The 14,805-nt window shown below is 42.6% G+C and carries 13 protein-coding genes; 7 read left to right on the top strand and 6 right to left on the bottom strand.

The features are described from left to right. Positions 1-19 precede the first annotated feature (19 nt). Together FTT70_RS11020 and FTT70_RS11015 are read right to left on the bottom strand one after the other, a co-directional pair. A complete protein-coding gene (locus tag FTT70_RS11020; protein ID WP_004970510.1) occupies positions 20-313 on the bottom strand; it encodes a type II toxin-antitoxin system RelE/ParE family toxin in 294 nt (97 codons plus the stop codon). Beyond that, positions 303-548 (bottom strand): type II toxin-antitoxin system RelB/DinJ family antitoxin, encoded by a 246-nt coding sequence (locus FTT70_RS11015; protein WP_167846138.1) that lies wholly within the window; start codon positions 546-548, stop codon positions 303-305. Before FTT70_RS11015 ends, FTT70_RS11020 begins: the two co-directional genes overlap by 11 nt. 372 nt (positions 549-920) lie before the next feature. Here FTT70_RS11015 and ubiH point away from each other — a divergent pair, with 372 nt between their 5' ends. The 3 genes from ubiH (at position 921) to FTT70_RS11000 (ending at position 3,801) form a co-directional block, all read left to right on the top strand. Beyond that, entirely contained in the window at positions 921-2,129 is a 1,209-nt protein-coding gene (gene ubiH / locus FTT70_RS11010; protein WP_179990342.1) for a 2-octaprenyl-6-methoxyphenyl hydroxylase, read from the top strand. Then, positions 2,126-3,376, top strand: a complete 1,251-nt coding sequence (locus FTT70_RS11005) for an FAD-dependent monooxygenase (RefSeq protein WP_180168622.1) — start codon at positions 2,126-2,128, stop codon at positions 3,374-3,376. The genes ubiH and FTT70_RS11005 overlap by 4 nt, the downstream gene beginning before the upstream one ends. Before the next feature lie 176 nt (positions 3,377-3,552). Then, positions 3,553-3,801, top strand: a complete 249-nt coding sequence (locus FTT70_RS11000; protein ID WP_004972644.1) for a hypothetical protein — start codon at positions 3,553-3,555, stop codon at positions 3,799-3,801. Between the two features lie 191 nt (positions 3,802-3,992). Here FTT70_RS11000 and rsmI read toward each other — a convergent pair whose 3' ends face one another. After that, the gene (rsmI, locus tag FTT70_RS10995) at positions 3,993-4,835 is read right to left on the bottom strand and encodes a 16S rRNA (cytidine(1402)-2'-O)-methyltransferase (protein ID WP_178319212.1); all 843 of its coding nucleotides are present in this window, start codon (positions 4,833-4,835) and stop codon (positions 3,993-3,995) included. Positions 4,836-5,040: 205 nt separating this feature from the next. On the opposite strand from rsmI, the gene FTT70_RS10990 reads away from it, so the two are divergent. From FTT70_RS10990 to FTT70_RS10980, 3 genes are all read left to right on the top strand, one after another. Then, complete coding sequence (locus FTT70_RS10990) at positions 5,041-5,469, top strand: YraN family protein (protein ID WP_004972647.1); 429 nt, start codon at positions 5,041-5,043, stop codon at positions 5,467-5,469. A 110-nt stretch (positions 5,470-5,579) separates the two neighbouring features. After that, the gene (locus FTT70_RS10985) at positions 5,580-6,257 is read left to right on the top strand and encodes a BON domain-containing protein (RefSeq protein WP_004972649.1); all 678 of its coding nucleotides are present in this window, start codon (positions 5,580-5,582) and stop codon (positions 6,255-6,257) included. Continuing rightward, complete coding sequence (locus tag FTT70_RS10980) at positions 6,247-7,134, top strand: alpha/beta hydrolase (RefSeq protein WP_104852296.1); 888 nt, start codon at positions 6,247-6,249, stop codon at positions 7,132-7,134. Before FTT70_RS10985 ends, FTT70_RS10980 begins: the two co-directional genes overlap by 11 nt. Positions 7,135-7,228: 94 nt before the next feature. On the opposite strand, the gene nudC is transcribed toward FTT70_RS10980, so the two are convergent. The 3 genes from nudC to dnaQ form a co-directional block, all read right to left on the bottom strand. After that, on the bottom strand, positions 7,229-8,002 hold the full coding sequence (gene nudC, locus FTT70_RS10975) for an NAD(+) diphosphatase (RefSeq protein WP_096902169.1): 774 nt from the start codon (positions 8,000-8,002) through the stop codon (positions 7,229-7,231). Continuing rightward, complete coding sequence (locus tag FTT70_RS10970) at positions 8,002-9,645, bottom strand: chemotaxis protein (RefSeq protein ID WP_096902171.1); 1,644 nt, start codon at positions 9,643-9,645, stop codon at positions 8,002-8,004. The genes nudC and FTT70_RS10970 overlap by 1 nt, the downstream gene beginning before the upstream one ends. A 128-nt stretch (positions 9,646-9,773) precedes the next feature. Continuing rightward, positions 9,774-11,312, bottom strand: coding sequence for a DNA polymerase III subunit epsilon (dnaQ, locus tag FTT70_RS10965; RefSeq protein WP_180168621.1), 1,539 nt, complete (start codon positions 11,310-11,312; stop codon positions 9,774-9,776). 212 nt (positions 11,313-11,524) lie between these two features. Between dnaQ and FTT70_RS10960 the strand changes: the two genes are divergently transcribed. Next, entirely contained in the window at positions 11,525-14,794 is a 3,270-nt protein-coding gene (locus tag FTT70_RS10960) for a LysM peptidoglycan-binding domain-containing protein (protein ID WP_167846131.1), read from the top strand. Positions 14,795-14,805 lie beyond the last annotated feature (11 nt).

The raw sequence follows: 14,805 nt of genomic DNA, 5'->3' as shown, positions 1-14,805 counted from the left end.
TTGAGTATGTAAATAATTTTTAGTCTTTGATCCGCTTTTTTGCTTCATCATAAACAATGTTATCAGCACGCTTTCCAACGGTAATGAGCAAAATAACGACCTGATCATCTTTGACCTGATAAATAAGTCGGACACCCGCTTTTAATAATTTGATTTTATAGCAGCCAGCAAGATCACCTTTAAGCATGTTCTTTGGAATATGTGGCTGCTCAATGACTTTGGCTAATTTTTTCTTGAATTGGTCGCGGATAGCACTCGGAAGCTTTTCCCATTCTGCAGTGAAGTCCTTATGACGTAAAAGATTATAAGTCATCTAATGTGACTTCCTCGAACATCTCTTTAGGATCATTCATGCGTTTACGGACGAGTGCCAATAGTTCTGCATCTTCTTCTGAAAGCAATACTTTTTGTACAGGAAGTTTTCCAGTCGTTGCCACATATTCAAGAATATTGGTGAAGAAATCGGTAGGTGAGATACCTTGTTCTTTAAGGATTGAATAAGATTTTTCTTTAAGGGCTTCATCGACCCTGAAATTAACAGTAGCCATCACTTCTCTCAGTTATTGAATGTATGGAAATATTGTAATGCAATATGCATTACAAAGATAGTTTGTATAATAACCATTATGTGAGATCATTTTTATCGTTGAGCTTATTCTAAAATCAATCATCAGCCATCAATAATACTAAGTATTGAATTTATCTTCTCTTGTGTCATACATGGCTCGGAGCAAGAAGATGAGGGACTAATAATTATAGTTTGAATTGGGCATTTGCAAGAAGTCTAATCATCTTCCATAGCTTCAACACTAATTCATTATAAAAATAAATGACTTTGCGGTAAGATAAAATCCATTACAGATTATACGTATTTCGATTGAATCTTTTGAAGTCGAATACCTCATAAAAAGGATCAAGGCATGCAACAAGAAGTGATCATTGTAGGCGGTGGTATGGTCGGGCTAAGCTTAGCCTTGATGTTGGCTAAGTCAAACATTGCAGTAAAGTTGCTAGAAGCGATTCAATACCCCAATTATGACGATGCTAACCTTGCGCCGTATCATTCCAGTTTTGATGCACGTAACAGTGCCTTGTCGCGTCGCAGCGTACAAATTTACCAAGAGCTAGGTTTATGGGATGCCTTGCAAGAACATGCTACGCCTATTTTAGAAGTTCAAATTACCGAACAAGGTAGTTTTGGCAAGGCACGTTTATTGGCCGAACAAGAAAAAGTCGAAAGCTTTGGTCAGGTGATTGAAAATGCATGGTTAGGTCGGGTGTTACTGACCGAAGTGCGTAAACAACCTTTGATTGAATTGATTGATGGTGTGCAGGTCACCAGTCTTAAACAAGATACAGATTTTGCCTATATTGAAGCGGTACGTGGTCAGGAACAATTACAGCTTGCTGCCAAACTACTGATTGCTGCCGATGGTCGTGATTCTTTCTGCCGTAAAGCCTTGGGCATTGGTGCATCGGAACATGATTATGACCAAGTAGCGATTGTGACCACAGTGCAAACCTCCAAGCCGCATGCGCATGTGGGTTTTGAGCGTTTTAGTCACTTAGGGCCTTTGGCGTTGCTGCCCCTGCCAGGTGAATATCGCCGTTCCGTGGTGTGGCCTGTGCCAAAAGGGACAGAACATGAATGGATGGGCGATGAAAATGATCAACACTTTTTAAATGCCTTGCAACAAGCCTATGGTGATCGTGCAGGGAAGTTTGAAAAAACAGGACGTCGTTTTAGTTTTCCATTGTCACAAGTTCTGGCAGAAAAACAGGCGGTTGGTCGCGTTGTACTGATGGGTAATGCAGCGCATACCATTCACCCAGTCGCAGGGCAGGGCTTTAACTTGTGTATGCGAGATGCTTACGTATTATTGCGTTATCTCACCGAACAGGCGGCACAGTCAGCAGATTTAGGCGATGCTGCAATGCTGCGTGACTATGAACAATCGCGTTTGAAAGATCAACAGCGAGTCATTAAATTCTGTGACAGCGTGGTACGTGGATTTAGCAATCAAAACCCAATCCTGAAATTTATGCGTAATACAGGCTTAGTCGCGTTTGATACCATTCCAGGCATTAAACCTTTGGTCGCCAATTATGCCATGGGGTTAAAAGCATGATCACAGCAAATCAACAAACGCAAGTGTTAGATGTCGTCATTATTGGTGGCGGCTTGGTGGGAGGCTTAACTGCACTTTTATTGGCACAAGGGGGTGTGCAGGCTACAGTTTTAGATGCCGCACCTATTTTAGATGCAGAGAAAACCCTTGCAGTTGCCAATCCGCGTGTATTGGCTTTAAGTCAGGCCACCATCCACCTGTTAAAAACAGTCAATGTCTGGTCTAAACTGGCGCGACATATGCCGTATAGCGGCATGCAGGTTTGGAATAAAAATGGCTATGGCGAAATTAACTTTGGGGCAAGTAACGAACGTACACCCGCTATTGAGCAGGCTCTGGGTTCAATGGTCGAGCCAAGCATTTTAAATCTAGCGATTCAGCAGCAAATGTTGCAACAAGTGCAAGATTATCGAACGCAAGTCAAAGTGACCCGTTTAGAGCGTGGTGTTGGCGTTTGGCACATTTATTTGGCCGATGGTACACAATTACAGACTAAGCTAGTCACTGGCGCAGATGGTGCTAACTCCTTTGTGCGCGAACAAGCCTTTATTGATTTTGATGTGTTGGATTATCGTCAGGCAGGTCTAACCTGTGCAATTCGTACTGCGCAGCCGCATCAGCATGTTGCACGTCAAATTTTCTTAGAAACTGGTCCTTTGGCCTATTTACCGATGGCAAGTTTACACGCCGAGCAGGAAGGGCATTGGCAGTCGATTGTTTGGACTTTGCCTGATGACTATGCCGAAGAATATGCCAAACTGAATGATGACGACTTTACCCAACTTTTGACTCGTGAAAGTCATCACATGCTTGGGGAAGTCTTAGAGGCAACCCCACGTGCTATTTTCCCACTGAAAGCACGTGCAGCGCAGCGTTATGTGCAAGATGGTTTGGCACTTATTGGTGATGCCGCGCATGTAATTCATCCGCTTGCAGGGCAGGGCGTGAATATTGGTTGTCTGGATGCAGCCGTACTGTGCGATGTGTTGTTGCATGATTTCAAACGTGGTGTTTGGGCGCATGAGCAAACTTTAAAGCGTTACGAGCATCGTCGTAAAGGACAAAATGATGCCATGATGCATAGTATGTCTGCGATTGGCTGGATGGAAACCACCACTTTATTCCCTGTGGTGTGGGCACGTAACTTTGGTTTAAAACAGGTGGAGCAGCTGCCTGCGTTAAAAGATGCCTTTATGTCACAAGCCAGTGGATTAAGCCTGCTTAAAGACACACGCTACGCGGTTTAAAGCAAAACAGTCGTTTTTTGTACGGTCATACATACCTGATTACGAATTTGGTTAAAAAAGATACGTTTTTTTTAATCTAGACTCTATGCGAAAGGCCAAGAGATTGCTAAATTTCATCGTAATTCATAACCAGTTTTCACTTGGACTAAATTGAAGTCATTTGTGGGGAGATTAAGATGACGGACATGAACGATTACGATGATGTAGAAGATTCAACTGTAGACGAAGATGAAGCGAAAGCGGCTGAAAAAGGTGCAGCAGAATCAGAAGAAGGTGCTGTAGATGGTGATCTTGCAGAAGCAGAAACTCTCACTGTAACTGCCAAACTAAAACAGCGTCAGGCATTGGAAGATGAAGTGGCTGCATTCTTGGCGCGTGGCGGAAAAATTACCGAAGTGCCACCAGATGAGTCTGCGCGCGACTAATCTGTTGAACGTGCTTGCTGAACTTGTTGATTGAATTTATTCGTTGAACTGTTGAGTGAGTTAGGGCGGGATGCTTACTATGCAGGCTGCTCTAATGTTTATCACTTCAAGATAAAAAAGCATCACCTTGTATAAAGGGTGATGCTTTTTTTATGCGCGATGATCGTCATCACTGTTATTGCTCAATCGGCTTATTCAGCTGCTTGGCTTAATTCCAACGCACGTTGATAGGCAATTTTCTTTTTAATCCCTGTTAGATCAGCCGCCAATTGTGATGCTGCTTTTACCGATAAATCTTGCAACAAACGCTGCAATAATTGATCTAATTTTTCTTGTTCCATGTCTTTTTCTTCGCTCGCTCCCCCCACCACCAATACAATTTCACCTTTTTGTTGATGATGATCTGCTGCGATAAATTCAGCCAATTCACCTAAAGTCATTTTTTTAATGGTTTCAAAGGTTTTGGTGATTTCACGGGCAAAGCCAACAGGGCGATCTGCACCAAACACGGCAGCCATATCTTTGACTGAATCTAAAATTCGATGTGGTGCTTCATAAAAAATCAGGGTTTGGGTTTCATCTTTTAGCTTTTCAAGTTGTTGTAATCGCTGTGACTGTTTAGAAGCGAGAAATCCCTGAAAACTAAAGCGATCACTTGGTAAGCCAACCGCACTGAGCGCTGCAATGGCTGCACATGCACCCGGCACAGGAATCACACGAATACCATTGGCTTGTGCTGCACGAACCAGTTTAAAACCTGGGTCGCTAATCAGTGGTGTACCTGCATCGCTAATGAGCGCCATGTCTTCGCCATTGAGTAATTTTTGGACTAAAATATCAATCTTGTTGCTTTCGTTGTGTTCATGGCAGGCTGTAAGCGGAGTTGAAATATTAAAATGTTTCATTAATTGTGCAGAGGTGCGGGTATCTTCAGCGGCAATTAGGCTGACCGATTTGAGCACATCAATTGCACGGTAGCTCATATCATCTAAGTGACCAATTGGGGTAGCAACAACAAATAACTGGGCACTCATTGAGTTTTCTCCGTGGGAAATAGCAAACTAAAATAAAAATGATGGAACACGAAACAACAGCAGTATTGGCTTGCGTCTGATACAAGTTACAGACCAAGCGCTTATTCTACCTGAATTGCAGTCTGGCGTGTGAAACTCGCGTCATCGCACTTCAGCGAATACTACGATTGCGCACCATAACAAAATAAAAAAAATCGGATATAGCATGAATCAAAAAACACTGCAGCAAAGCATTGGCACATGGGCAGAGCAGACGGCTTGGCAATATTTACATCAACACGGTTGGCGTATGCTGGAGCAGAATTATCACAGTGTTTTTGGTGAAATAGATGGTATTTTTATTCAAGCAGAACAACTGATTTTTGTAGAAGTTAAAGCGCGTTCGCAAACTGGCTATGGCAAAGCCTACGAAGTGGTGTCTGCATCTAAGCAGCGTAAAATTATGAAAACCGCCATGCAGTTTTTAACAGAATATCCACACTATTCAGAATATTATTGTCGTTTTGATGTGATTTGCTTTGATTTTTCTCAGCAATTTGCAAAAACAGTACAGCAAGACTTTTCCAAATTCCCGTATGATTTGCAATGGATTGAAAATGCTTTTACTTTTGATGCAGACTTGATTAATCTTTGAGTGAAATTTAAAGCAAAAGCATCAGTCGGTGTATTGTTGATCGTGCAAATCTAAGGATGAAATGCACAGCACAAGCCAGAATTGAAAGAAAATAATAGGAGTCTTGCTGAGTGTTCAAGCGTATTGCAGTGACCTTGCTGTGTGTAGCAAGTTTATCGGGTTGTGCAAGTTTTATTTCAAGTGGCACAGGCACTGCGCCAGTGGGTACAGAAAGTGGTGCACGCTCACTTGGGCAAGTGTTTATAGATAACTCTATTGAACGTACTGCAAAAATTAATTTATATAAACTGGATTCACGTTTTAAACAATCACGTGTCAATATAGAAAGTTTTCATGGCAATGTGTTGTTGACAGGGCAAGTGCCTGACGCGCATTTAAAACAGTTGGCAGAAGACAATGTGCGTGCCATGAGTGATGTAAAAACCATCCACAATTATATTACAGTGGGTAATCAAATCAGCTATAGCACCATTATGCAGGACACCACGGTTACTGCAAATACCCGTGGTTTGATTATGAAAGCACCTGTGGTGTCAGACAGCAAAGTGCGTATTCATACCGAAGATGGTGTGTTGTATGTGATGGGACGTTTAAACAATGCAGAATTGCAGGATTTAAACCAAGTGCTACAACAAGTGGGCAATGTCACTAAAATTATTACCCTGATTGATAATATTGAGCTACAACCGAGCAACAATGCGAACTTTGTCAGCCCAATGGTTGCTCCAGAAACACAAACGCCAGTCGCGATTGACCCAGATCAGGTTGAACCGACACATGTTCAATAATGTGGAACACTGGTTTAAACAACTGAATAAAACTTTAGAACAGGCGAAACGTATTTATGAAGAATTTCGCCTGTATAGTTTGGGCAGCTATGCGCTGAACCGTTTAACCCCACGTCAGGGTTATACCGTTCAAAGCAATATTGCTTATGGTTTACGTGCGCGACATCGTCTGGATTTGTACCGCACTACAACACCACGCCCGCAGTGTCCACTCATGGTGTTTGTGCATGGTGGGGCATGGTCACGTGGCGATAAGCAGGATTATCGTTTTGTGGGCGAAGCTTTTGCAAAAGAAGGCTTTGATGTTGCGGTGATGAACTATCAACTCGCGCCACAGCATATTTTTCCCACCTATATTGATGATTTAACTCTTGCACTGAATTACTTGACTCAGCAGCAACACAAACTGGGTATTTCTACGGCACAGGTGGTATTGATGGGACATTCGGCTGGGGCATTTAATGTGATGTCCTTGTTGTACCATCCCCAGCCCTATGCTTTAAGCTGTAAAGATCACATTCGTGCGATTATTGGTTTGGCAGGGCCTTATCATTTTGATTATAAGGATGATCCGCTATGTGCCGATGCCTTTGATCAAGAGGTGCCGTATCAGGATGTGATGCCGTATTATTTTGTGGAGCCGAATTCAGTCAAACACTATTTATTGGTGGCAGAAAAAGATCAAATTGTGGGGGCAAGTAATGCCACAGACTTCGACCACGTATTAAAGAAATATGGCAATCATAGTGAAATTATTGTCATTCCAAAAACAGGGCATGTCAGTGTTATGGCATCGGTGTCGAGTTTGTTTAGTCGTTTCTTTGCGACCAAACGCCAAATTATGCGTGCTTTAGATCAGGCACTTAAAGATGCGTGATGTTGATTGATCTTCTGTGGAAAATGGTAATTAAAAAAACCGTTGCAGCTTATGGGGTGCAACGGTTTTTTAAATGCAAGATTGCGAATTAGACTTATAGCCAAGCTTTGGTGTCATCTGCCACAGGCGTGCCTTGGGTCACATGCATAATCATGGCATGGGCGATACTGCCTTTAAATGGAATATCAGGCAGTTGATCAAACTTAAAGAACTGTGCATCACGAATTTCTTCTTCCTGTAACTGAATTTCACCGCCAGCATATTCAGCTTTAAAGGCGATCATTAAGTTACTTGGAAAAGGCCACGGCTGGCTGGCAAGATACTGAATATTTTTAAGTTGTACGCCAACTTCTTCAAAAGTTTCACGACGTACTGCTTCTTCGAGTGTTTCACCCACTTCAACAAAGCCTGCGATTAAACCGTAAATGGGCAGTTTATTGCGTGCATTACGCGCCAATAAGACTTCATCTTCACCACGAGTAATCACGGTAATGACACATGGATTTACGCGCGGATATTGGTGATAGCCACAAGCAGGGCAGACCATGGCATATTGAGTCGCATGGACTTCGGTTTTATGACCGCAATGGCTGCAGAATTTATGATTGCGACGCCATTCGAGTAACTGAATGGCACGGCTAGCTTGTTCAAACTGTTGGGTGTTCCAGACTTGTAAAAGTTGTCGGATTGGAACCAGTTGAAAGCCTTCAGGGATAGATTCATCTTCAAGTAGATCTCGGGCAATCACTTGATCACCCGAGCTAAAACTTAAATCACTTGCCAACTTTTCCACACGTGGTAATTGGAAGTTTTCATCGACCAAAAGTTGTTGTTGCTGAAAAATATATGCAAGTGAGAGTTCAGTCATTAGGCTACAGTTTTCAATTTTTCACTACTGTCCAATGCTACCTTAAACATGCTTTGCAGAACAGGTTGTTTGTTCTTTAAATTGTCAATCAGCATATCTGCACTGGCAAGCGTATCTAAGATATTGTTGACCTGTTCAGCTGTTAAGTTTTGCCCTGCTTCAACTTGTGCATGCACAAAATCTGCAGATACTTTCAGTGCTTTTTGACCACTTTCAGCATTCAAGAACAACATTGCCCCTGCAACTTCACGAATTTGCGCTGAAGTATGCTCTAAATCTGCAACACTTTGAGTTTGTAGGTGCTGTGTCAGTGTTTGCGTGATTAAGTCAATCAGTAACTTGGTTTCAGTCAGCAAGGCTTCGTGTGCTTCATCTAAACGATCTAGCGAAATGTTCATGTTATTCACACGTAACTGCAAACGGCTAGAGGTGTGGTGACGTTCAAGCACACCGATTGAGTTCATGGCCGATAAAATCACGTTCATTAATTGCTGGGCAAAGTTTTCATCTTTGAGTAATTCAGGACGGCTTAATGATTCAGCTTGGCGTTGTAAGTCCAAATGCGCTTCATTTAAGTTCAAGACTTTAAACAAGTTTGCTAACTCTGTTAATTTGCCTTGTAATTCCAGCGTTTTTTCAGGACTCATGTTTTGATAGTTGTATTCAATATCATTGCGAATTTGTGTCATTTCTGTGGTGACCAAATCGCTAATGGTATGCATGGTGTCAAAATCTGGACCATATAAATGACGGCTGAATACTTGGAGCTGCATGTCGGTGAGTAAGTCTTCACCAATATTCATTTGACTGCGAATATGTTGAGAAATTTCATCTTCTTGACTAATACACAGGCTCAACACATTCGCAAGATCAGACAAGCTGGCGGTAAAGCTTTCTGGCGTAGCAAAGTATTGACGCATATTGTGCTCAATACTAATAAAAGTACGCAAACGTGGCTCATTCAACAACAAGTTATCAATATGGTTAAAGGCAACGTGTACTAAGCCCCAATATTGCTGACTCGGATGTTGTTCTGCCAAACCTGCCAAATACGTTCCTACCAGTTTAATCGCTTGAAGATCCATGGCAGATTCTTCTTGCTTGAGCAGCTTATGTAATGACAGTTTATATAAGCGATGCACATAAGCCGACTTTTCTAAAGAAGGCACTTGCGGCAATTGGAAACTTGGAGTGATGCAGTCCAATAAAGTTTCAATATGCTGACCTTCTTGAGTCAATGGTTTACCCAATGCCAATTCTAAACGGTTTAAAGTGTCGAGTAGGAATTGTGGAATTTTAACTTCACGTAGGCAAATAAACTCAATATAACGCTTGAGCATGGTGGTGCCTTCGCTAAGTGCAATGACTTCCAGCGTGTTGATATTGCTTGGATTCCCCATAATTTTACGCATCAGCTCTGCTGAGTATTGCGCAATTTTTGCCAAGCTTTCCATATCAATTAAGGCTAAAACCTGAGCACACTGTTCAAACTGATTCAGTGCATCATCAATCCCAAAAGGCAAAGTTTGATCTTCTGCTAAGGTGCTTACTGCGGATTCAACCAGTTTGATAGAATTATCAACCTCATTTTTTATTATCAGTAAGGCAGTTGGATCAAAATGTATAGAGGTTTGGTAAGACATGGATCTGCACCTTTCCTAGTGTTTTATCTGTTTGTTGGTTCTTTGCAAAATACACAAAGTCCTATTTGCTTTAACTATAACTGAACTGGCAAATCTTTAAATACATAAAATTACAAAACTCGTAGATTTTATTTGGCAAAAAAGCAAGGTTTACCGTGTTTTTCTTCAAATTGTTTGACCCAATTCTCATGTGCAGCCAATTCTTCTTCTGATGGCAGAATCACAGCAAGATCAATATCAATACTTAAACGATCACTTTGACGTTGCTGTTCTTCGCTTGCAGACAGAGCATCCATATCAAAGGCGACTTGTCCGCCAGTCATTGCCAAGTAAACATCGGCTAGAATTTCAGCATCTAGTAATGCGCCGTGGAACGTACGGTCACGCGCAGGAATTTCATAGCGTCTGACGAGCGCATCGAGTGAGTTTTTTTGCCCAGGATGCTTACTTTTTGCCATGAGCAGTGAGTCGGTCACTTCGCATACTTCGGACAAATTGCCCAACCCCGCACGACTGAACTCCATATCTAAGAAGTTCATATCGAAGGTGGCGTTATGCGCAATAATTTCTGCACCTTTAAGATATTGATACAGCACATCGGCAATTTCGGCAAACTTGGGTTTGTCTTTTAAGAACTCATCTGAAATACCGTGAATGTTTTCTGATTCACCGACCAGTTTTTCAGGCTGAATATAAATGTGGATGGAACTGCCCGTGAGTTTACGGTTAATCATTTCCAGCGCACCGACTTCAATAATTCGGTCACCATCTTGATAGTAAAAACCTGTGGTTTCAGTATCTAGAATCAATTGGCGTGGACCATGTAAGCTTAGCGTGGCAGGGGTAATCACAATGTGTGGATGATTGGAAAGATCATTTACTGCTGCTGTATCGGCTTCAACGGCATTGATTGCAGTTTCAATTGTTGTTTCTGTTTCTGTTTCTGTTTCTGTTTCTGTTTCTGTTTCTGTTTCTGTTTCTGTTTCTGTTTCTGTTTCTGTTTCTGTGGCTAGGCGTGTGGTTGGCGTCTGCATTATTTCAAGATCGACCTTGACCTGATGATTGTTGTGTACGTCGATTTCTACAGGACGATGCAGCGTACTTGTTTCAATTTCTACATCTTCTTCGATCAAGTCAAAACCGAAAGGATCGTCGAGCAACCAATCAGATTCCGCTTTTTTTTTATCATTTGGGGTAAGCTCGAGCGCAGGGCGAATGTGTTGAGCCGTATTTGTAGTTAAGGTTTTCTGAATTTGATCTGCACCTAAATTGGCAAGCTGATCTGCCATTTCATTGCCTACATGTCCTGCATGACCTTTAATCCAGTGCCATTCAATTTCACGCCCTTGACAGGTGGCATCTAATTTTTGCCAAAGGTCAGGGTTTTTGACATCTTTCCAGTTTTTCTTTTTCCAGCCGTGAATCCACTCGGTAATGCCTTGTTTGACGTAATTGGAGTCAGTCCAAATAATCAGCTTGGCATCCATTGGGCAAAATAAAATGCCTTCAATCGCTGCAGTCAATTCCATACGGTTATTGGTGGTTTGAGCTTCGCCACCATATAATTTATGTTCTTCTTGTTCGGTAACAATATACGCACCCCAGCCACCCAAGCCAGGATTACCACGACAAGCACCATCAACATATAAAGTGATTGTTTGAGACATAAATCAGATCCGCAGGTTGTGCAAAATAAATCAAAATGAAAAGCTATTGTATATCGCAAATTCGGTTTAGACGTGTAAATCCTGTCTATTTTTTAATTTCTTGTAACATTTATAGACGAAACGCGCTAAATTAATGCCTTGTGTCGTTGTCTAGCTCTACTACAATGGCAAGTCTAAAAAATAATTTATATACGAGTTGTTTGGATTTTTTTATGTATAAACCAACCACGCGCATGTGGCAGCCGACTTTACCTTCATTTTTAAAAATTACAGTTTTAGGTTCAGCATTGGCTGCCCTTGGCTTGATGACGGGCTGTAGCTCGACGCAGGGTGCGAGCAAGCCGCTCACTTCAAGTCAGGTCGGTTCGGGTTATTTAGATGCCAGTACTTTAGATGGTCTGGAAGATTTACTCTCTGCAACCGATATGCGCGCGGTAGAAGGTGACCGTTTATTAATTTTAAAACACGGTGATGTCTGGAAGCGTATGACCGTTGGTTTCAAAATGGATTTAAACCATTGGAACCCACGTATTGAAGCGCAGCGAGGCTGGTTTATTTCACGTCAACCGTATTTGGATCGTTTAAGTGCGCGTGCGTCACGTTATTTGTATCACACGGTTAAAGAAGCTGAACGTCGTGGTATGCCAACTGAATTGGCGTTGTTACCTGTGATTGAAAGTTCCTATGACCCTGCAGCAACCAGTAGCGCAGCTGCCGCAGGTTTATGGCAGTTCATTCCAAGTACAGGGCGTATTTACGGCTTAAAACAAACTTCGATGTACGATGGTCGCCGAGATGTCGTGGAGTCGACTCGTGCTGCCTATGAGTTTTTGGGCAGTTTGTATAATCAGTTTGGTTCTTGGGAATTGGCATTGGCGGCTTATAACGCAGGCCCGGGTCGTATTCAACAAGCCATTAACCGCAATAAAGCTGCAGGTTTACCAACCGATTATTGGTCTTTAAAACTGCCGCAAGAAACCATGAACTATGTGCCGCGTTTCTTGGCGGTAGCACAAATTATTAAAAGCCCGCATGCTTATGGCGTGTCTTTACCCCCAATTGCCAACCGTCCACACTTCCGTGAAATTAATGTGGGCGCGGTGAATTTAAATGATGTGGCCAATATTACCGGTCTCAGCCGTGCCGAACTGTATTCGCTTAACCCTGGACATCGTGGGGATCGGATTGACACCCAAAGTCCAATGCGTATTTTGATTCCTGCAGATTTAAGCCCAACAGTCGATGCACGATTGAAAAAACTACAAGGTGGTGGCGGTTTATGGGCAAGCAATAGCAGCAACACACCATCGTTTTCATCTTCTGGTGTGACCATTACACCATCTAAATCTGAGCCACCTGCGTTAACGACCAGTACAACAACCAGAACGACTATAGGCAAGCCTGCTGCCTCTACGGCAGTCACAACTACCACTACACCAAGCACAGCATCGACTACAGCCAGTGTTTCAAAACCAGCAACGACTACGCCTACACGTTTGTCACGTACGCCACAAGGTTCGGACGCTTTGGCAGCATTTGCTGCGGGTAGCGATATTCCAAGTGCGCCGCGTATTCCTGTTGCTGTTACACCTGCTGCCAATATTCAGCCTGTGCGGATTGAACCACCAATTTCCAATACTGAGCGTGAGCAAATTCTTGCAGCAGTGCAGGCAGAAGGTAGCAATAAAACTGTAGAAGAAGTGTTGCAGCCTGTGGCTTCTAAAGCAGAACAAGAACAACTTGTGGCTGAGTTAAAACAAATTGCGCCTCAAGGCACTGAAATTGTTGATCCATACGATGGAAAAATTAAGCTGACCGCTATTCAGACTAGTCTGTCTGTTGCAGAGCAGCAAGGTAAAGAATTAACCAAAGGTTTTGCTTACCCGAAAAGTGTGGCAGAAAATACGCGCCTAGATTCAGAAGAAGCAAAGCGTAACCAAGGTAAGAATTATGTGCGTACGGAGTCTGAAGTGGTGGTCGTACCACCAAAAGGCAAACGTACCACGTACACCGTGTTAGCGGGGGACACCTTGGCCAGTATTGCCATGAAAAATGGCTTGAACTGGCGTGATATTGCCAAGTGGAACCAAATTGCTCCAGATGCAACTTTGTATGTGGGCACCAGTATTTATTTATACGACGCCAAGCCACAAGTACAGGCAGAGCCTGCTAAGCCAAAAACCATGCCTGAGCAATACGTGGTGCAAGCCAATGATACCTTAACAGGTGTCGCCAGTCAGTTTGGTTTAACTGTAAAACAATTGGCAGATTTTAATAACTTAAGCACCACCAGTGGCTTATTTGTAGGGCAGCGTCTAAGTTTAAAAGAAACGGCTGCATCTAAAGCCAAAGCAGAAGCCGACAAAAAAGCCGCAGAACAGGCTGCAAAAATCGCAACCAAAACTTACGTAGTGAAGCGTGGAGAATACTTAAAACTGATTGCAGACCGTTATGCCTTGTCAAATCAGGAATTGGCTGATTTAACTCCAGGTTTAAACGCGAACAGTAGCTTATTGGTTGGGCAACGCATTAATGTGCCTGTAAATGAAGTGACTGCACAAAAAACGGAAGCGAGCAAAGCTGAAGCCAGTAAGTCAGAAACAAAAGCAGCAGAGCCAAACTATCCGACTGAAAACTACCAAGTACAGCGTGGTGATACTTTATCGAGCATTGCCAACCAAGCCAAAATTTCTTTGGCAGAGCTCGCCAGTTTAAATAATATAAGCACGCAAAGCGGTGTGCGCATTGGTCAAACCCTCAAAGTGCCTGCAGGTGTCAATGTGCCTGAGCGTTATACGGTACAACGTGGCGATACCTTATCGGCGATTTCGACAAAATATAATCTCAGCCAAGACTATATTGCAGACTTAAACAATCTAAGCCGTAACAGTGGTTTAAGAGCAGGACAAATTCTTAAACTCACGGGGGATGTTCCTGAGAAAAAAGCCCAAGTTGAAGCGGTGGCTGAAACCACCAATGATATTCACGTGGTCAAAGCAGGGGAAACTTTAAGCAGTATTGCGCGCCAATATAAATTGCAATTGAATTATTTGGCAGAGCTGAATGATCTTTCACGTACTGCCAATGTCCGCATTGGACAACGCTTAAAAGTCGATGCCAGCGCTGCAAAAAATGAAGTAAAAACAGAGGTCGTAAGTGCTGCGAAAAGCAGCAGTAGTAAAGCCACCGAAACTTATACCGTTAAAAGTGGTGAGTCTTTAAATTCGATTGCCAGCCGTGTGGGTGTGTCGGTTGCAGAATTGGCGAGTTTAAATAACTTAACGCCACGTTCAGGTTTACGCATTGGACAAAATATTCAAGTTCCCAAAACCGTAACTGAATATAAAGTGAAACGTGGGGATACGCTGATTGGCTTATCCAGTCGTTATGGCATCGACACCAAAGCATTGGCAGATTTAAATGATATGCAGCCAAATACTCAATTGCGTATTGGCGATGTGATTAAAGTCCCGAATCTGTAAAGTTTAATCCT

Source organism: Acinetobacter sp. YH01003, assembly GCF_013420525.1.
Lineage (GTDB): Bacteria > Pseudomonadota > Gammaproteobacteria > Pseudomonadales > Moraxellaceae > Acinetobacter > Acinetobacter towneri.
This window is presented reverse-complemented; position numbering and strand designations above follow the sequence as displayed.